Origin of the sequence: Streptomyces sp. NPDC020983 (assembly GCF_044333485.1) — a bacterium.
In the GTDB taxonomy this organism is placed as follows: domain Bacteria; phylum Actinomycetota; class Actinomycetes; order Streptomycetales; family Streptomycetaceae; genus Actinacidiphila.
This window is the reverse complement of record NZ_JBIRRA010000005.1, coordinates 72,619-91,310: the sequence shown is the minus strand read 5'-3', so window position 1 is coordinate 91,310 and position 18,692 is coordinate 72,619. Positions and strand designations below refer to the sequence as shown.

Sequence of the window (18,692 nt, the reverse complement as noted above, 5' to 3'; positions counted from 1 at the left end):
ATGGCCGCCGTCGGCCGAACCTACTGGCTGACCGAACCCTGCCGCATCCGCCGCGAGGACAACAGTGTCCGCGTCGAACGCCCCGACGGCAGCCCGGTACGCATCCCGATCACCGACATCCGCGATCTCATCGCCTTCGACCACGTCGACGTCAACACCTCTGCGATGTCGCTCCTGAGCCGCAACGGCGTCACCCTCCACGTCCTCGACCACTACGGCAACCACGCCGGCCACTTCGCGCCCGCGGAGTCCATGGCCTCCGCAGGCGTCGTACGCCGCCAGGTCGAACTCACCGCCGACCCGGTCGCGCGCCTCGGTGTCGCTCGCTCCCTCGTCCTGACCACCGCCGAGAACCTGCGTTGGGCCCTGGACACCGACCTCCTCGACCCGGCGCTCGAAGCCCTGCGCACCGCGGTCCCCGCCTGCGAGGACACCGACGCGCTCATGGGACAGGAGGGCAACTACCGCCGTACCGCGTGGGCCGTCCTGGACACCCAACTTCCCCCGTGGCTGCGCCTCAACGGCCGTAGCCGCCGACCGCCGACGAACGCGGGCAACGCGTTCGTCAGCTACCTCAACTCCCTGGTCTACGCCCGGGTCCTGACCGCGCTGCGCAGCACGCCCCTCCACCCGGCCATCGGCTTCCTGCACGCCGACACCGACCGCCGCCGCAACACCCTCGCCCTCGACCTGGCCGAGCCGTTCAAGCCCCTCTTCGCCGAGCGCCTTCTGAAGCGCACGGCAGCGCAGAAGCACCTCAAACAGAGCGACTTCGAGACGGACGTCGGCCGCGCCTCGCTGAGCAAGGACGGCCGCAAGAAGATCGCCGCCCTCGTCCGCGAGGAGCTGGCGGCGACCGTCCAGCACCGCACCCTGAAGCGCCAGGTCTCCTACGAGGAACTCATCCACCTGGAGGCCCTCAAGCTCGTCCGCCTCTGCCTGGAGGGCACGCCGTACAAGCCCTTCCGGCCGTGGTGGTGAGCCGGTCGTGTTCGTGATCCTCGTCTACGACACCGCCGTCGAACGCAATCCGAAGGTCCTCAAGACCTGCCGCAAATACCTTCACTGGACCCAGCGCAGCGTCTTCCAGGGCGAGCTCACCGCCGCCCAGTACCGCGCCCTGATGGCGGCCCTCGGCGTCGTGATCGACCCTGACCACGACAGCATCGTGACCTACACGGCCCGATCCCCCGAGTTCGTCCAGTCCACGACCCTCGGCGTCCCGCTGGGCGGGCCCGGCGACATCCTCTGACCTGCGACGATGCATTACCGATGCATTGCTGCAGAATGGCACCTTCGGATGCGCGTAGAGGGCCTTCTGACCTGCGACTTTACCGTCGGGCCGTCATCAGCCCTGGAGGGCTCGCAACACGCGCTCGGCTCCTGCGGCGGCAACTCGGGCACCGAGCCGTCATCAGCCCTGGAGGGCTCGCAACTCTGGGGGCACGGATGACCGTGTGGCGGGCTGGCGGGCCGTCATCAGCCCTGGAGGGCTCGCAACGCGTGAGGGTGGCGCCACGGTGTGGGGTGAGCTGCCGCCGTCATCAGCCCTGGAGGGCTCGCAACGTTGGCGGCTCCATGCTCGTCCACGGCTTTGTCAAGGCCGTCATCAGCCCTGGAGGGCTCGCAACCTGACGTCTATGCCCCGGACGGTGGTCACTTGCCACCCCCGCCGTCATCAGCCCTGGAGGGCTCGCAACAAGGCCAGGACGACGTCACGGCCCCGCAGGTGGGAGCCGTCATCAGCCCTGGAGGGCTCGCAACCGGAACTCCGTGGCGGCGGCAGCGACGCCAGGTCCGGCCGTCATCAGCCCTGGAGGGCTCGCAACCATCTGGCTGCGCACCAGGTACGGGGAGACGACGGCGCCGTCATCAGCCCTGGAGGGCTCGCAACCCCTGGGCGACCAGCTGCGGACCTTCGGACTCTGCGAGCCGTCATCAGCCCTGGAGGGCTCGCAACGAGAGCCCACCCCAGACACCGGAGTCCTCACCGGATGCCGTCATCAGCCCTGGAGGGCTCGCAACGGCCGCTGCTGCACGACAACGGAATGGCGACTTCTGTGCCGTCATCAGCCCTGGAGGGCTCGCAACGCCATGGTGATGTTCAGCGGGCGGTCGTTGCTGCCCGCCGTCATCAGCCCTGGAGGGCTCGCAACGGGCGGCCCGGGCCGAGGAACACCTCGCCGAACGGTGCCGTCATCAGCCCTGGAGGGCTCGCAACACGAGCCCGTGGCGGCTCGCGACCCGGACCCGGTGCCGTCATCAGCCCTGGAGGGCTCGCAACCCCGTACGGACACCGCCCCCGGCGACGAACTACTGCGCCGTCATCAGCCCTGGAAGGCTCGCAACGCCTTGGTGTAGGTGATGGTGACGGGGTGGTGGCGGGCCGTCATCAGCCCTGGAGGGCTCGCAACCCAAGGCCGGAGTGGACGGCAACGATCCGGTCGGTGGCCGTCATCAGCCCTGGAGGGCTCGCAACCGACAGGTGACGGTGGGCAGCGAGGTTTGTCCGGGGCCGTGATCAGCCCTGGAGGGCTCGTAACCCCTTACGCAGGATGACGACGTAGCCCTCCGCGCGCGCCGTCATCAGCCCTGGAGGGCTCGCAACCTCGGGGAGATCTCGCCGAGGCGCCGCCGAGCCGCGCGCCGAGATCAGCCCGCAGAACCGAGGTTTCGACGGAGGGCCCGATCAGGTTGTCGTCAACCCGGGTGGGCTGACGACAACCTGATCGGTGTGGCCGGAGCCGGTCGAATGGTGGCCCCTAACCTGAGCGCGGCAAGATGCTGTGGGCCGGGATCTGGTGGATCTTGCCCAGGCCTCCGCTCAATTTCTCGGCTCTGCTGTTGCGACGGGGGGTGGACGTGTGATCACCGCTTGCTGCCGGTCGTTCCGGAGGCGCTGAGTGGGTCTTGCCCTGGTGGGTGAGTGTGGTGCGGGCCATCGCTGCTCGGGCCCTGGGGCTGGGGGCGGGGCGGTGGGTGAGGCGTTGGAGGCGCCAGGCGAGGACTTGGGCGGGGGAGCGGGCGTCGTCGAGGGCTCGTTGGTCGGCTGCTTGGTGGAGGAGACGGGTGGGGCCGTGGCCGGCAGCTTGAGCTTCGGCGAGGGTGGTGGCGAGGGCGGGCCAGGCGGGGTCGTTGAGGATGTGGTCGGCGTGGTCCGGGAGGGCCTCGCGCAGGAGGTTGGCGTGATGTTCGGCAGTCGCTCGGCTGGGGCGGCGGTCGGCGAGGGTTGCCAAGGGTGCGGCGGCTGCCTGGTCGTAGGCGGCTTGGAGGTTGGCGAGCGTGCGGCGGGCGGCTTCGACCTGCTGGTCGTGGTGGTGGGCGGCGTGCCAGCGGCGGATGGCGATGACGGTGAGGATGGCTGCGTCGAGGAACATGGCGATGGCTGCGCCGTCGCCGCCGACTGGTTGGCGGGCGACGGTGTGGATGGCGCTGCGGAGGGCTCGGGCGTGGTGGTGGTCGGCTTGGATGCGGGAGCGGCTGGCGCGTTCGAAGGTGATGGCTGCTTGGCGGAGTTGGGGTCGTAGGTTCTCGGGGGCGTAGAGGGGGAGGGCGTCAAGGGCTTCGGCGAACGCGGTGATGTGGGCTTGGGAGGCTGCCTCGTCTGTGCCGGCGAGGTGGTGGGGGATGCGTTCGGTGGCGGCGGTGGCCTGGTGCCAGGGGTTGGGGTGGTGGGTGCTGACCGCTGGAAGCTCCGCGGCGGTCAGGCGCGCGCGTATCTGGGGGTAGGACAGGTCGGGGCGAGGGTGGAACCGGAGAACCAGATGGGCTGGTTTCGGCGTTGGTGTCGCCTTCGAGGGCGACCTTGTAGCCGCGGATGTCGCCGGAAGGGAAGCGGAGGACGTCGACCTTCATGCCGCTGCTGGCGAGGTAGTGGAAGAACTCCTCGGGGGTGGTGGCCACGGCCACGACGGTGCGGATCGTGGTACGGAGCTGCTCGCGCGGGGTGCGCTGGCGGCCGGTGCGGTGGGCCTTCTCGGCTTCGGCTCGACTCGGGCGTTTGGCGGCGGTGCGGTCGCCGCGTACGACGGCGCGCAGGTGGTAGTCGGCCTCGACGGCTTGGAGTTCCTTGTCGGCGCGGAGGAAGTCGTTCCAGTGGCGGGCGGTGCGCAGGTCGCCTCGGACGGTGGTGGCGGCGATGTGAATGTGGTCGTCGGCGTGGCGGACGGCGACCCAGCGGCATCCGTCCGGGTCACCGTCGGGCGCGATGCCGGTTGCCGCGACGATGCGGCGGGCGATGTCGGCCCACTGGTCATCGGTGAGGACCGGATCTTCGGGGGCGGCGCGGACCGAGCACTGCCACACCGGCCGCTCGGGGACGTTTTCGCCTTTGCCTCGTGCTTGGTTCAGACGTAGTTCGAGGGCGCCGGTGAGCTGCTTCATGGCCGCCTTCGGATCCTGGTCGCGGCCGGGATCGGACGCGAAGCCGTCCCAGGAGGCGACGAGGTGCGGGTCGGCGTGGTGCTTGGCCTTCACCGTGTCGTAGAGGTAGCCGAGCAGGCGTCGGATGGCCTTGCCGCGGGTGATCTTCGCGATCAATCAGGCCGCCTTCCGGCCGGCCGCGTGGTGGGCGGCCGTTTCGATGGCGGCGATGGCGTCGCGGACACTGCGTACGGTGTGCTCGGCCTGGGCCAGGACCGCGGTGTCGGCCGGATAGGGGGCGCCGCCGGAGTTGAGGCGGTGGGCGATCTGGTTGACGTTGCCGCCGATCCTGGCGACTTGGGCTCGCAGGGCGACGAGTTCGTCGATGAGGTCATCGCTGGCGGTGCGCCCGCCGGGCAGGGGCTGGGCGCCTTCGACGAATGCCATGACCACCGCGCCGACGAGGTGGGCGCCCGCGATCTCCATGGCCTTCGCCTTGGCCTTGATGGCGTCGTGCCCGGCCCGGCTGTAGCGGACGTCGACGCGGAAGGTGCGCTGCGTGCCGTCGCGGCGGCGACGGCGGGCGACGCGGTGAACGGCGGCTTCGGCGGCGGCACGCATCAGGCTCGGCGGCTCGGCGGGCTCGCCGTCGGCTTCCTCCTCCGGCGCCCCCTGGCGTCGGAGCCCCTCCGCCACCCCCGGGGCGGAGGGATCAGTGTGGGACCGGCCGTTGGACGGTCCAGCGCCATACCTTGCTCCGCCGGGGGCTGGGGTCGTCTGTATGGGGTCGGAGTGGGTGGGGGCGGTGTGGCGTTGGTCGTGCACGGGTCGCGGTTCCGTTCGGAGGTGGGGCGTTGGTAGGGCGGGGCGTTGTCGGTGGTGTCGGTTACGGTGCGGGGTAGTGGGCCGGACGGAGATCGTGAGGGACTCGCGGCCATAAGGGGGTGGGTGGGAAGGTCCCCGGCAGCCAGCTCGGGACTGGATTTAGGTATCCGTGACCCCACCCCCTTTTCCTCAGTCCGGTGACTCCGCGTGTGGCCTGGCGGCTGCGTTTTCGTGGGGATGGTCCGCGCTGGCTGCGGGGGTGACCGGAGGGGCGGACCAGGATGGGTGGTCCGCCCGTGGCCGGGGGTGACTTCCGGTCAGTGGCCGCCTTGGTCGCGGCGCAAGGTGGTCATGATCTGGGTGAGGCGGTCTTCCGCGATGGTGTGGCCGGCGGCGCGGATTTGGTCGCGGACCGCGTTCCGGGTGGGGTTTTCGTGCGCGGTGAAGGCGGGGCGGACCAGGGTGAGGAGTTCGTCGAGTTCGGCGCTGGGCGGGCGGCCGATCCGGCGGACCGGCTCGACGGGTACTCCGGCGGCGTGGTCCCGGACCGGGCCACCGGCGACCCGAAATCACGGGCAGGAAAGCGTACGGTCGTCCTTCCCGCAATTCCTTACGGTCGACGTCGGACGGCACCTCGACTGGTTCGCCGCCAAGGAACCGGGCGGCCTGCTTTTCGTCGGGGAACGCGGGGCGCCGTTCCGCCGATCCACCTTCGGCCGTAAATGGCGCAAAGCCCGTGCAGAGGTCGGCCTGCCCGTCAATTTCCGCTTCTACGACCTCCGGCACACCGGCAACACCCTCGTCACCCAGTCGGGCGGCACCCTCAAGGACGTCATGGTCCGCTCCGGCCAGTCCTCGGAGCGGGCTGCCCTGATCTACCAGCACTCGCCGCTGGAGCGGCAGAGGGAGGTCGCGGCCGGGCTGGATGAACGTGTCCGCGCCGAGCGCCGCGACAGCGCGGGCGAGGGCCCATCTGGTGCGGAAGTGGTGCGGCGGGTCTGACGGGTGCCTGACCGCCGGTTCGGGGGCCGACCCGCACTCGGGGTCGGCCCCCGAACCGTGCCCGCCGCCACGCTCCGTGGCGGCCTGGCCCTCCTCCGCGTGGATGAAGTCCCCCTGTGAGCAGCGGCGTTGCTGCTGCGGCGGTGGGATGTGTGGAGGAGAGGGCTCAACCGTCCGTAGCGGGCGCCCACTTCCCTGTGTGGTGCAGGTCACTTAAAATCCGTCTCGGAATTCGAGACGGATAAGGGGTCGGTGCCTGTCTGTTTCTCTGCCCCTGCCCGGTGGCCCTTATTGACCGCCGGATTTGGTGCGCAAGTGGTGCGTGACTGGGTAATTGGTCTAGGTGACAATAAAGCCCCAAGTCCATGACCTGGGGCTTAAGAATGGAGCGGATGACGGGAATCGAACCCGCGCTCTGAGCTTGGGAAGCTCATGTTCTACCATTAAACTACATCCGCCGGAAAGCACCCCTGAAGGGGGCTCCGCGGATACTCTACCGCATCGGGGTGGGGTGCGGGTGGAGGTGGGGGGAAGGGGTAGGTTGGGCGGGCGGTGTGGCTCTCCTGTGGGGGGTCGGGGGATCCCCTAATGTGTGGGTTTGTCGGCCACGCGGAGTTGGGGAAGGGGCTACATGGAGCGCACGGTTCGTTGTGCGGAGGGGCATGTGTTCACCACCGGGTCGTTTCCGTTGCAGCAGTTGGGGGCTGAGCGGCTCGGGCCGGGGCGGCTGGTGAGGTGTCCGCGGTGTGCGCGGCTGCGGCATGCGGTGCCGGTCGGAGAGGGTGCGCGCGGGGAGAAGTGAGGCGGACGCGTTAGGGTCGGTCTGTGCTTCTCTCAGACAGTGACATCCGGAAAGAGATCGACAGCGGGCGCGTGCGGGTCGACCCGTTCGAGCCGTCGATGGTGCAGCCGTCGAGTATCGACGTGCGGCTGGACCGCTTCTTCCGGGTGTTCGAGAACCACCGGTACCCGCACATCGATCCGGCGGTCGAGCAGCCGGATCTGACGCGGCTGGTGGAGCCGGAGGGGGACGACGCCTTCATCCTGCACCCCGGGGAATTCGTGCTGGCCTCGACGTACGAGGTCATCACGCTCCCGGACGACGTCGCCTCGCGGCTGGAGGGGAAGTCGAGCCTGGGGCGGCTGGGGCTGCTCACGCACTCCACCGCCGGGTTCATCGACCCCGGCTTCTCCGGGCACGTGACCCTGGAGCTGTCGAATGTCGCGACGCTGCCGATCAAGCTCTGGCCGGGGATGAAGATCGGGCAGCTGTGCCTGTTCCGGCTGACGTCCCCGGCCGAGTTCCCGTACGGCTCGCAGCAGTACGGCTCGCGCTACCAGGGGCAGCGCGGGCCGACCGCCTCCCGGTCGTACCTGAACTTCCACCGCACGCAGGTGTGATCTCCCCCGGGCCGGGGGACTCCCCCTAGATCAGGGGGAGTTTGAACAGCATCAGCAGCGCGACGAGCTGGATCGCCGACGCGCCCAGCGCCTTCGGCCAGGGCAGGTCGTGGGATTTCGCGACCATCGACGTCATGAGCGCCGCGCAGGCGAGCCAGGTGAGCCAGCCCAGCAGCTGGACGAAGCTGTTGGCGCCGCCCAGGAAGAGGGCGAAGAACAGGCGCGGGGCGTCGGTCACGGACGTGACGAGCAGGGCCAGGCCCACGGTCGGGGCCCAGGCGCCGTCGCCGCCGAGCTGCCGGGCCATGGTGGTGGTCACCGCGCCGAGTACGAGGCCGCTCAGGGTGACGGCGACGGCCGTCATCAGCACCAGGGGGATGCTCGCGGACAGCGTCGCGTCCAGGACGTCGTGCCGGGCGCTGTCGAAGCCGAAGACGGCGAGCAGGCCGTAAAGGAAGGTCACGGTGAGGGCGGGGGCCCACATCGTGTGGTCGCGCATCTGCCAGAACGTCCGGCCGGGACGCAGCGCGATGCCGCTGATCAGCTGCTTCCAGTGCAGCCGGGGGCCCACGGGCGGGGCCGCGCTCTGGCCGGCCCGGTAGGTGGCCACGTTGTCGTCGGAGTAGCCGCCGGCCGGGGGGCTGTACGCGTACGGGTCCGCGAGCTGCGCCGGCTCGCCCATCGTGAACGCCCGTGTGTGGCCGGGGGCGTCGTCGTAGGACGGGGCCGGCTCGAAGTACTCCGGCTCGCCCGGCGCGGCGTACGGCCCCTGGGGCCCGCGGTAGCCGCCACCGCCGTGCGGCGCACCGTGCGCGGCCCCGCCGTGCGGCGCACCGTGCGCGGCCCCGCCGTGCGGCGCCCCGTACGCACCCCGGCCGTAGGGCCCGCGGCCTCCGGACGGCGGAGGCGGCGGATGGCCCGGCGCGTTCGGGTCCTGCCCTCGTCGGTCGCGGTTCTCGTATCCAGCCACGATTCGAACGTACCCGCTGCCGTGAAAGGCCGGGCCCGGTGTCCTGCCGGGCCCGGCCTTTGCTGCCAAGCTGTGACACGCGCGGCGGCGCGCCGCCCGGGCCCGCCCGGGTCCGCGGCGGCGACGGCGCCTCAGCCCGCCGCGGAGTCCGCCCCCGCGGCCGCCGCGGAGGGCGCCGGCGTGGTCCTGACGGAGTCGAGCAGCAGCTGCGCGACGTCCACGACCTGCACGGACTCCTTCGCCTTGCCCTCGTTCTTCTTCCCGTTGACGGAGTCGGTGAGCATCACCAGGCAGAACGGGCAGGCCGTCGAGACGATGTCCGGGTCGAGGGACAGCGCCTCGTCGACGCGCTCGTTGTTGATGCGCTTGCCGATCCGCTCCTCCATCCACATCCGGGCGCCGCCCGCGCCGCAGCAGAAGCCGCGGTCCTTGTGGCGGTGCATCTCCTCGCTGCGCAGGCCGGGCACCTTGGCGATGATCTCGCGCGGCGGTGTGTAGACCTTGTTGTGCCGGCCCAGGTAGCAGGGGTCGTGGTAGGTGATGAGGCCCTCGACCGGGGTGACGGGGACGAGCCGGCCCTCGTCGACGAGGGTCTGCAGCAGCTGCGTGTGGTGGATGACCTCGTACTCGCCGCCGAGCTGCGGGTACTCGTTGGCGATGGTGTTGAAGCAGTGCGGGCAGGTGGCGACGATCTTCTTCGCCGAGCGCGGCTTGCGGCTCGCGGCGACGGTCTTGCCGTCGTCGTCCAGCTCCTCGCCGAAGGCCGTGTTGAGCATGGCGACGTTCTCGGCGCCGAGCTGCTGGAAGAGGAACTCGTTGCCGAGGCGGCGCGGCGAGTCGCCGGTGCAGTTCTCCTCGCCGCCCATGATCGCGAAGTTGACGCCCGCGATGTGCAGCAGCTCGGCGAAGGCCTTGGTGGTCTTCTTGGCGCGGTCCTCCAGGGCGCCGGCGCAGCCGACCCAGTACAGGTAGTCGACCGACGTGAGGTCCTCGACGTCCTCGCCCACGACGGGCACGGGGAAGTCGACCTCCTTGACCCACGCCAGGCGCTGCTTCTTCGGCAGGCCCCAGGGGTTGCCCTTCTTCTCCAGGTTCTTGAGCATCGTGCCCGCCTCGGACGGGAAGGACGACTCGATCATCACCTGGTAGCGGCGCATGTCGATGATGTGGTCGATGTGCTCGATGTCGACGGGGCACTGCTCGACGCACGCGCCGCAGGTGGTGCAGGACCACAGCACGTCGGGGTCGATGACGCCGTTCTCCTCGGCGGTGCCGATCAGCGGGCGCTCGGCCTCGGCGAGCGCGGCGGCGGGCACGCCGGCCAGCTGCCCGGGGGTGGCGCGCTCCTCGCCCTCCGCGTCCTTGCCGCCGCCGGCCAGCAGGTAGGGGGCCTTGGCGTTGGCGTGGTCGCGCAGCGACATGACGAGCAGCTTGGGCGACAGCGGCTTGCCGGTGTTCCAGGCCGGGCACTGCGACTGGCAGCGGCCGCACTCGGTGCAGGTGGAGAAGTCGAGGATGCCCTTCCAGGAGAATTCCTCGATCTTGGAGACGCCGAAGACGTCGTCCTCGCCCGGGTCCTCGAAGTCGATCGGCCTGCCCTCGCTGGTCATGGGCTGGAGCGCCCCCAGCGAGACCTCGCCGTGCGCGTTGCGCTTGAACCAGATGTTGAAGAAGGCCAGGAAGCGGTGCCAGGCCACGGACATGTCGGTGTTGAGGCCGACGACGATCGCCCACGTCATGGTGACGGCGAGCTTGACCATGGCGACGGCGTAGACGAGGTTCTGCAGCGTCTGCGTGCTCAGTCCGCGGAAGCCCGCGACGAGCGGGTACGAGGCGAAGTACGCGGCCTCGTAGCCGTCCACGCCGTGCAGCGCGCCCTCCAGGCCGCGCAGTGTCAGGATCGCCAGGCCGATGACGAGGATGACGTACTCGACGAAGTACGCCTGCCAGGCGGTGGAACCGGCGAAGCGGGACTTGCGGCCGGCGCGCGAGGGCAGGCTCAGCAGCCGGATCACGATGAGGGTGATGATGCCGAGCGTGGTGAGCAGGGCGATGAATTCGGTGTAGAGCTCGTACGGCAGCCAGTCGCCGACCACCGGCAGTATCCAGTCGGCCTTGAAGAGCTGGCCGTAGGCGTTGACGATCGTCAGGCCCAGGGTCAGGAAGCCGACCGCCACGAACCAGTGGGCGACGCCGATGACGCCCCACTTGTTCATCCGGGTGTGCCCGACGAACTCCCGCAGCATCGTCGTCGTACGGGCCTTCGGGTCGTTCGTGCGGCTGCCGGCCGGTACGGGCTTGCCCAGCCGGATGAACCGGTAGATCTGCGCGACGGCGAGGCTGAACAGCGCGACGCCGACCGCGGTGAGGACCAGCGACACGATGATCGCGGCGAGTTGCATGAGGGCTCCTCGGGCCTGCGCACGGTACGAACGGTGGGAACGGGTACGGGCTACGCGTAGGGGGCGGTGTTCCCGTACCCGGGTACAGGGGCACTCACTCTACTAAGCGGTAACTTACTGCGGTCCTGGCTGAGGTTACCCGGGATCGGGGGACCCATAAAGCCGCACCACTGGTGATCTGTGTCGCGCGTCGCAGGTGGGCCGGGCGGGCACCCCGCGGGGGTCGGGTGCGCGGGATGCGCGCCGCTAAGTTGAGTCGACGCGACTCACCTCTGTTGACACAGTTGCGGCCGTCGTGCACTCTTGAGTCAGTTCCACTCAAGTAGGCAGCAGGAGGAATCCACCATGGCACGTGCGGTCGGCATCGACCTGGGCACGACAAACTCCGTCGTCAGCGTTCTCGAAGGCGGCGAGCCCACCGTCATCACCAACGCAGAGGGTGCCCGGACCACGCCGTCCGTCGTCGCCTTCGCCAAGAACGGCGAGGTGCTGGTCGGAGAGGTGGCCAAGCGCCAGGCCGTCACCAACGTCGACAGGACCATCCGGTCGGTCAAGCGCCACATGGGCACCGACTGGAAGATCAACCTCGACGGCAAGGACTTCAACCCGCAGCAGATCTCCGCCTTCATCCTGCAGAAGCTCAAGCGGGACGCGGAGGCCTACCTCGGCGAGAAGGTCACCGACGCGGTCATCACCGTGCCGGCGTACTTCAACGACTCCGAGCGGCAGGCCACCAAGGAGGCCGGCGAGATCGCGGGCCTGAACGTGCTGCGCATCGTCAACGAGCCGACCGCGGCCGCGCTCGCGTACGGCCTGGACAAGGACGACCAGACGATCCTGGTCTTCGACCTCGGCGGCGGCACCTTCGACGTCTCGCTGCTGGAGATCGGCGACGGCGTGGTGGAGGTCAAGGCCACCAACGGCGACAACCACCTCGGTGGTGACGACTGGGACCAGCGCGTCGTCGACTACCTGGTCAAGCAGTTCCAGTCCGGCCACGGCGTGGACCTGGGCAAGGACAAGATGGCCCTCCAGCGCCTGCGCGAGGCGGCGGAGAAGGCGAAGATCGAGCTGTCCAGCTCGACCGAGACCTCCATCAACCTGCCCTACATCACGGCGTCCGCCGAGGGCCCGCTGCACCTGGACGAGAAGCTCACCCGGGCGCAGTTCCAGCAGCTGACCAGCGATCTGCTGGAGCGCTGCAAGACGCCGTTCCACAACGTGATCAAGGACGCCGGCATCCAGCTGTCCGAGATCGACCACGTCGTCCTCGTCGGCGGCTCCACCCGTATGCCCGCCGTCGCCGAGCTGGTGCGCGAGCTGACCGGCGGCAAGGAGGCCAACAAGGGCGTCAACCCGGACGAGGTCGTCGCCATCGGCGCGTCCCTCCAGGCCGGCGTGCTCAAGGGCGAGGTCAAGGACGTCCTGCTGCTCGACGTCACCCCGCTGTCCCTCGGTATCGAGACCAAGGGCGGCATCATGACGAAGCTGATCGAGCGCAACACCACGATCCCGACCAAGCGCTCGGAGATCTTCACGACGGCCGAGGACAACCAGCCGTCCGTGCAGATCCAGGTCTACCAGGGCGAGCGCGAGATCGCCGCGTACAACAAGAAGCTCGGCATGTTCGAGCTGACCGGTCTGCCGCCGGCCCCGCGCGGCATGCCCCAGATCGAGGTCACCTTCGACATCGACGCGAACGGCATCATGCACGTCGGCGCGAAGGACCTGGGCACGGGCAAGGAGCAGCGGATGACCGTCACCGGCGGCTCCTCGCTGCCGAAGGACGAGGTCGACCGCATGCGGTCCGAGGCCGAGCAGTACGCGGAGGAGGACCACCGCCGCCGCGAGGCCGCCGAGACCCGCAACCAGGGCGAGCAGCTGGCCTACCAGACCGAGAAGTTCATCGCGGACAACAAGGACAAGCTCCCCGACGACGTGAAGTCCGAGGTCGAGACCGCCATCGCGGATCTCAAGGAGAAGCTGAAGAACGAGTCGACCGACGCCGAGAACACCGCGTCGATCCGCGAGGCCACCGAGAAGGTCGCCGCCGTCAGCCAGAAGCTCGGCCAGGCGCTGTACGCGAACGCGCCCGGTGACGGCGCCGCCCAGGCGGGCGCCGGTGCGGCCGGGGGCGAGCAGGCCGCCGCGGACGACGACGTGGTGGACGCGGAGATCGTCGACGACGACAAGAGGGACGGTGCCGCGTGACGGAGGAGCCGAAGGGCTTCGAGCCGGAGCCCGACGTCCCTTCCGAGTCCGGTGACGCCAAGCCCGCCAAGGGCTCGGCGTCCGGCAAGGACTCCGGGACCGCCGACGAGGCGGCCCCGGGGGCCGGCGGCGGGGACTCCCAGGAGCTGACCGCGCTGCGGGCGCAGCTGGACCAGGTGCGCACCGCGCTCAGCGAGCGCACCGCGGACCTCCAGCGCCTGCAGGCCGAGTACCAGAACTACCGCCGGAGGGTGGAGCGCGACCGCGTCGCCGTCAAGGAGATCGCGGTGGCCAACCTGCTCACCGAGCTGCTCCCGGTGCTCGACGACATCGGCCGGGCGCGCGAGCACGGTGAGCTGGTCGGCGGCTTCAAGTCGGTGGCCGAGTCGCTGGAGACGGTCGCGGCGAAGCTGGGGCTGCAGCAGTTCGGCAAGGAGGGCGAGGCCTTCGACCCGCTGGTGCACGAGGCCCTGATGCACAGCTACTCGCCGGATGTCACGCAGACGACATGCGTGCAGATCCTCCAGCCCGGGTACCGCCTCGGTGAGCGCAATCTGCGGCCCGCCCGGGTCGCGGTCGCCGAACCGCAGCCGGGATCCGGGAAGGCCGCCGACGAGTCGGCGGACGACCGCGGCAAGGCGGCGGACACGGCGGACGACGAGGAGAACGGTGGCCCGGACCAGGGCTGACGGTGTAGAGAGAGCCTTCAGGGCCGGAAGGAGGGACGCCGGGGATGAGCATCAGTAGGGACCTGCTCGAAAAGGACCTGTACAAGGTCCTCGGCGTCCCCAAGGACGCCACGGATGCCGAGATCAAGAAGGCGTACCGGAAGCTCGCCCGCGAGTTCCACCCGGACGCCAACAAGGGCGACGCGAAGGCGGAGGAGCGCTTCAAGGAGATCTCCGAGGCCAACGACGTCCTCTCGGACGCCAAACGGCGCAAGGAGTACGACGAGGGCCGCGCGCTGTTCGGGAACGGCGGCTTCCGCCCCGGCCCGGGCGCGGGCGGCGCCGGCGGCTTCAACTTCGACCTCGGCGACCTCTTCGGCGGCGGCGCCGGCGGCCAGGCCCCCGGCGGGGGTCAGGGCGGCGGCTTCGGCGGCGGGCTCGGGGACGTCTTCGGCGGGCTCTTCAACCGCGGCGGCGGCACCCGGGTGCAGCCCCGGCGCGGCCAGGACATCGAGTCCGAGGTCACGCTCAGCTTCACCGAGGCCGTCGACGGGGCGACCGTCCCGCTGCGGATGTCCTCGCAGGCGCCCTGCAAGGCCTGCTCCGGCACCGGCGACAAGAACGGCACGCCCCGGGTGTGCCCGACCTGCGTCGGCACGGGCCAGGTCTCGCGCGGCGGCGGGGGCGGCTTCTCGCTCACCGACCCCTGCGTGGACTGCAAGGGCCGCGGCCTGATCGCGGAGAACCCCTGCGAGGTCTGCCACGGCAGCGGGCGCGCCAAGAGCTCGCGCACCATGCAGGTCCGCATCCCGGCGGGTGTCACCGACGGGCAGCGCATCCGGCTGCGCGGCAAGGGCGCCCCCGGCGAGCGCGGCGGCCCGGCGGGCGACCTCTACGTGGTCGTGCACGTCGGCCGGCACCCGGTCTTCGGCCGCAAGGACGCCAACCTCACGGTGACCGTACCGGTCACCTTCGTGGAGGCGGCGCTCGGCGGCGAGGTCAAGGTGCCCACGCTCGGCGGCCCGCCGGTCACCCTCAAGCTCCCGCCGGGCACCCCCAACGGCCGTACGCTGCGCGCCCGCGGCAAGGGCGCCGTCCGCAAGGACGGCACGCGCGGCGACCTGCTCGTCATCGTCGAGGTGGCGGTGCCGGACAGGAGCGAGGGCAAGGCGCTCGACGCACTGGAGGCCTACCGGGAGGCGACCGCGGACTTCGATCCGCGGGCCGAGCTGTTCAAGGCGGCAGAGGGAGCGTGAACGGATGAGCATCGACGGCCGGACGGACGGTACGGCGCCGGGCCCGCGCGGCACCGGCACCGGGCGCGCGGGCGCTCCGCGGGGTACGGGCGGTGCCCCGCGCGGGCGCAACCCGTACCAGCTCACCGAGGAGACCCCGGTCTACGTGATCTCCGTGGCGGCCGAGCTGTCCGGGCTGCACCCGCAGACCCTGCGGCAGTACGACCGCCTGGGCCTGGTCTCGCCCGACCGCACGGCCGGGCGGGGCCGCCGCTACTCCGCGCGCGACATCGAGCAGCTGCGCGAGGTGCAGCGGCTCTCCCAGGACGACGGCATCAACCTCGCGGGCATCAAGCGCATCATCGAACTGGAGAACCAGGTCGCCGCGCTCCAGGCGCGCGTCGCCGAGCTCACCGCCACGGTGGAGGGCGCGGCGGCCCTCATCCAGCAGCGCGAGGCGGCGGTCCACGCGTCGTACCGCCGTGACCTCGTCCCCTACCAGGACGTGCAGCACACCAGCGCCCTGGTGGTCTGGCGCCCCAAGCGCGACGGCGCCTAGGCGCCCGGGGCACCGTACGACGCAGGGCCCCGCCCCTCTCCCCGCCCGCCCCGGCCGGAGCCGCGGCCGCGCGGGCGGACAGCCCCGAGCGGGCTCGTAGGACCGCCCGCCCGGCCGGACGGCGCCGCACTCCGCCCCCGCCCGAGGGGCGGTCCGGCCCTCCCGGCGTTTTCGCCGGGGAGGGCGCCCGCAGAAACCACCGGCCGGCGAGCGGTGCGGGACGCCGGCGTGCCGCGCGGCCCTGCCGCGCCCCCGGAAACGCCCGCCCCGCGGCCCCGCGCCCCGGGCAGCCACGCCGTCGCGCTGCCGCGCCCCGGCCGGCCGGGCGGGCCAGAATTGAACCAGCACCCCGAGGAGGATCCGCTCCGTGGACGCCGAGCTGACGAACAAGAGCCGGGAAGCGCTCAACGCCGCCAACACCCGGGCGGTCTCCGAGGGCAACCCGGACCTGACCCCCGCGCACCTGCTGCTCGCGCTGCTGAGCGGCACGGACAACGAGAACGTGCTGGACCTGCTCAGCGCCGTCGGGGCCGACCCGGCGGGCCTGCGCGCGGAGGCCGGGCGGCTCGTCGGGCAACTGCCCAAGGTGCAGGGCTCGACCGTGGCGCCGCCGCAGGCCAACCGCGAGCTGCTCGCGGTCATCGCGGACGCCGCGGAGCGGGCGAAGGAGCTGGGGGACGCATACCTTTCCACCGAGCACCTGCTCATCGGCATCGCCGTCAAGGGCGGCGCGGCCGGCGAGCTGCTCACCCGCCAGGGGGCCGGCGGCAAGGAGCTGCTGGCCGCCTTCGAGACCGCCCGTGGGGGGCAGCGCGTGACCAGCCAGGACCCGGAAGGCACGTACAAGGCGCTGGAGAAGTACGGCACCGACTTCACCGCGGCGGCACGCGAGGGCCGCCTCGACCCGGTCATCGGACGCGACCAGGAGATCCGCCGGGTCGTGCAGGTGCTCTCCCGGCGTACGAAGAACAACCCCGTGCTGATCGGCGAGCCCGGCGTCGGCAAGACCGCCGTCGTCGAGGGCCTGGCGCAGCGCATCGTCAAGGGCGACGTGCCCGAGTCGCTGCGCAACAAGCGGCTGGTCTCGCTCGACCTCGGCGCGATGGTCGCGGGCGCGAAGTACCGCGGGGAGTTCGAGGAGCGGCTGAAGGCCGTGCTCGCCGAGATCAAGGACAGCGACGGGCAGATCGTCACCTTCATCGACGAGCTGCACACCGTCGTCGGCACGGGCGCCGGCGGCGACTCGGCGATGGACGCCGGCAACATGCTCAAGCCGATGCTGGCGCGCGGCGAGCTGCGCATGGTCGGCGCGACGACGCTGGACGAGTACCGCGAGCGGATCGAGAAGGACCCGGCGCTGGAGCGCCGCTTCCAGCAGGTGCTGGTCGCCGAGCCGACCGTGGAGGACACGGTCGCGATCCTGCGCGGCCTCAAGGGACGCTACGAGGCGCACCACAAGGTGCAGATCGCCGACTCCGCGCTCGTCGCCGCGGCGACCCTGTCCGACCGCTACATCACCTCGCGCTTCCTGCCGGACAAGGCGATCGACCTGGTCGACGAGTCCGCCTCGCGGCTGCGGATGGAGATCGACTCCTCGCCCGTCGAGATCGACGAGCTGCAGCGCTCCGTCGACCGGCTGCGCATGGAGGAGATGGCGCTGCGCAACGAGACGGACCCGGCGTCCGTGCAGCGGCTGGACAAGCTGCGCAGGGACCTCGCCGACCGTGAGGAGGAGCTGCGCGGCCTGACCGCCCGCTGGGAGAAGGAGAAGCAGGGCCTCAACCGGGTCGGCGAGCTCAAGGAGCACCTCGACGACATCGACACCCGTATCGAGCGCGCCCAGCGCGACGGCGACTTCGAGACCGCCTCCAAGCTGCTCTACGCCGAGAAGCCCAAGCTGGAGGCCGAGCTGGAGGAGGCCACCAGGGAGGAGCAGGAGGCCGCGGCGCAGGGCCCCTCGACCAACATGGTCAAGGAGGAGGTCGGCCCGGACGACATCGCCGACGTCGTCGCCGCCTGGACCGGCATCCCGGCCGGCCGCCTGCTGGAGGGCGAGACGCAGAAGCTGCTGCGCATGGAGGACGAGCTCGGCCGCCGGCTCATCGGCCAGACCGAGGCGGTGCGCGCGGTGTCCGACGCGGTGCGCCGCTCCCGCTCCGGCATCGCCGACCCCGACCGCCCGACCGGCTCCTTCCTCTTCCTGGGCCCGACCGGCGTCGGCAAGACCGAGCTGGCCAAGGCGCTCGCCGACTTCCTCTTCGACGACGAGCGGGCCATGGTCCGCATCGACATGAGCGAGTACGGCGAGAAGCACTCGGTCGCGCGGCTCGTCGGCGCCCCGCCCGGATACGTCGGCTACGAGGAGGGCGGCCAGCTCACCGAGGCCGTCCGCCGCCGCCCGTACAGCGTCGTGCTGCTCGACGAGGTCGAGAAGGCGCATCCGGAGGTCTTCGACGTCCTGCTCCAGGTGCTCGACGACGGCCGGCTCACCGACGGCCAGGGCCGCACGGTCGACTTCCGGAACGTGATCCTCGTCCTGACGTCCAACCTGGGCAGCCAGTACCTGGTGGACCCGGCGCTCACCGAGGAGCAGAAGCGGGAGAACGTGCTGGCCACGGTGCGTGCGTCGTTCAAGCCCGAATTCCTCAACCGGCTCGACGACACCGTGGTCTTCTCCGCGCTCACCAAGGACGAGCTGCGCAGGATCGCCAGGCTCCAGACCGGCCGGCTCGCGGCCCGCCTCAAGGACCGCAGGCTCGGCCTGGAGGTCACCGACGCCGCCCTGGACTGGCTGGCCGAGGAGGGCAACGACCCGGCGTACGGCGCCCGGCCGCTGCGCCGCCTGGTGCAGACCGCCATCGGCGACCCGCTGGCCCGCGAGCTGCTCGCGGGAGAGATCACGGACGGCCAGACCGTCCGCGTCGACCGCGCCGCGGACGGCCTGATCGTCGGCGCGGCCACCGGCCCCGCCGGGCCCGACCTCAGCAAGTGACGGCCGCTGCCGCCCCGTGAGCGGCGCCGGGCGCGCACGCCCCGGGGTTTCCCCCTGGGGGTGCG

General features: G+C 71.0%; 11 protein-coding genes, 1 tRNA gene, 2 pseudogenes and 1 CRISPR repeat array. Of the genes and pseudogenes, 9 read left to right on the top strand and 5 right to left on the bottom strand.

Features of this window, described 5'->3' with window-relative positions:
- Positions 1–981: a type I-B CRISPR-associated endonuclease Cas1b gene (cas1b, locus tag ACH4SE_RS12250; protein ID WP_398543272.1), complete on the top strand. Its 981-nt coding sequence runs from the start codon at positions 1–3 to the stop codon at positions 979–981.
- A 7-nt stretch (positions 982–988) separates the two neighbouring features.
- Positions 989–1,252, top strand: a complete 264-nt coding sequence (gene cas2, locus ACH4SE_RS12245) for a CRISPR-associated endonuclease Cas2 (protein ID WP_398543271.1) — start codon at positions 989–991, stop codon at positions 1,250–1,252.
- An 89-nt stretch (positions 1,253–1,341) separates the two neighbouring features.
- Positions 1,342–2,608: direct repeats of the CRISPR family, unit length 29 nt; unit sequence GCCGTCATCAGCCCTGGAGGGCTCGCAAC.
- A 154-nt stretch (positions 2,609–2,762) separates the two neighbouring features.
- Here cas2 and ACH4SE_RS12240 read toward each other — a convergent pair.
- Both ACH4SE_RS12240 and ACH4SE_RS12235 read right to left on the bottom strand, forming a co-directional pair.
- Positions 2,763–4,539 (bottom strand): annotated as a pseudogene (locus tag ACH4SE_RS12240) (mobilization protein).
- On the bottom strand, positions 4,540–5,058 hold the full coding sequence (locus ACH4SE_RS12235; RefSeq protein WP_398543270.1) for a MobC family plasmid mobilization relaxosome protein: 519 nt from the start codon (positions 5,056–5,058) through the stop codon (positions 4,540–4,542).
- Between the two features lie 677 nt (positions 5,059–5,735).
- On the opposite strand from ACH4SE_RS12235, the pseudogene ACH4SE_RS12230 reads away from it, so the two are divergent.
- Positions 5,736–6,189: pseudogene (locus ACH4SE_RS12230) on the top strand (tyrosine-type recombinase/integrase); the annotation flags it as partial.
- A 384-nt stretch (positions 6,190–6,573) separates the two neighbouring features.
- On the opposite strand, the gene ACH4SE_RS12225 reads toward ACH4SE_RS12230, so the two are convergent.
- Positions 6,574–6,647: transfer RNA gene (locus ACH4SE_RS12225), tRNA-Gly, on the bottom strand.
- A 367-nt stretch (positions 6,648–7,014) separates the two neighbouring features.
- Between ACH4SE_RS12225 and dcd the strand changes: the two genes are divergently transcribed.
- Positions 7,015–7,590 (top strand): dCTP deaminase, encoded by a 576-nt coding sequence (gene dcd / locus ACH4SE_RS12220; protein ID WP_398543269.1) that lies wholly within the window; start codon positions 7,015–7,017, stop codon positions 7,588–7,590.
- A 25-nt stretch (positions 7,591–7,615) separates the two neighbouring features.
- Here the strand turns inward: dcd and ACH4SE_RS12215 are convergent, their stop codons facing one another.
- A complete protein-coding gene (locus ACH4SE_RS12215) occupies positions 7,616–8,560 on the bottom strand; it encodes a Yip1 family protein (RefSeq protein ID WP_398543268.1) in 945 nt (314 codons plus the stop codon).
- Positions 8,561–8,691: 131 nt separating this feature from the next.
- A complete protein-coding gene (locus ACH4SE_RS12210) occupies positions 8,692–10,962 on the bottom strand; it encodes a heterodisulfide reductase-related iron-sulfur binding cluster (protein WP_398543267.1) in 2,271 nt (756 codons plus the stop codon).
- A 345-nt stretch (positions 10,963–11,307) separates the two neighbouring features.
- Here ACH4SE_RS12210 and dnaK point away from each other — a divergent pair, with 345 nt between their 5' ends.
- The 5 genes from dnaK to clpB all read left to right on the top strand — a co-directional run bounded on the left by dnaK (position 11,308) and on the right by clpB (position 18,627).
- Positions 11,308–13,173 (top strand): molecular chaperone DnaK, encoded by a 1,866-nt coding sequence (gene dnaK / locus ACH4SE_RS12205; protein ID WP_398543266.1) that lies wholly within the window; start codon positions 11,308–11,310, stop codon positions 13,171–13,173.
- The gene (gene grpE / locus ACH4SE_RS12200) at positions 13,170–13,862 is read left to right on the top strand and encodes a nucleotide exchange factor GrpE (RefSeq protein WP_398543265.1); all 693 of its coding nucleotides are present in this window, start codon (positions 13,170–13,172) and stop codon (positions 13,860–13,862) included. The genes dnaK and grpE overlap by 4 nt, the downstream gene beginning before the upstream one ends.
- A gap of 44 nt (positions 13,863–13,906) precedes the next feature.
- Entirely contained in the window at positions 13,907–15,097 is a 1,191-nt protein-coding gene (gene dnaJ, locus ACH4SE_RS12195; RefSeq protein WP_398543264.1) for a molecular chaperone DnaJ, read from the top strand.
- 4 nt (positions 15,098–15,101) lie between these two features.
- A complete protein-coding gene (locus ACH4SE_RS12190) occupies positions 15,102–15,635 on the top strand; it encodes a heat shock protein transcriptional repressor HspR (RefSeq protein WP_398543263.1) in 534 nt (177 codons plus the stop codon).
- A gap of 367 nt (positions 15,636–16,002) precedes the next feature.
- Positions 16,003–18,627, top strand: coding sequence for an ATP-dependent chaperone ClpB (gene clpB, locus ACH4SE_RS12185; RefSeq protein WP_398543262.1), 2,625 nt, complete (start codon positions 16,003–16,005; stop codon positions 18,625–18,627).
- Positions 18,628–18,692 lie beyond the last annotated feature (65 nt).

Coding starts and splice junctions, on each gene's coding strand:
- ACH4SE_RS12210 (WP_398543267.1), bottom strand. CDS start 10,962: ATGCAACTCGCCGCGATCATCGTGTCGCTGGTCCTCACCGCGGTCGGC.
- cas1b (WP_398543272.1), top strand. CDS start 1: ATGGCCGCCGTCGGCCGAACCTACTGGCTGACCGAACCCTGCCGCATC.
- dnaJ (WP_398543264.1), top strand. CDS start 13,907: ATGAGCATCAGTAGGGACCTGCTCGAAAAGGACCTGTACAAGGTCCTC.
- dnaK (WP_398543266.1), top strand. CDS start 11,308: ATGGCACGTGCGGTCGGCATCGACCTGGGCACGACAAACTCCGTCGTC.
- ACH4SE_RS12190 (WP_398543263.1), top strand. CDS start 15,102: ATGAGCATCGACGGCCGGACGGACGGTACGGCGCCGGGCCCGCGCGGC.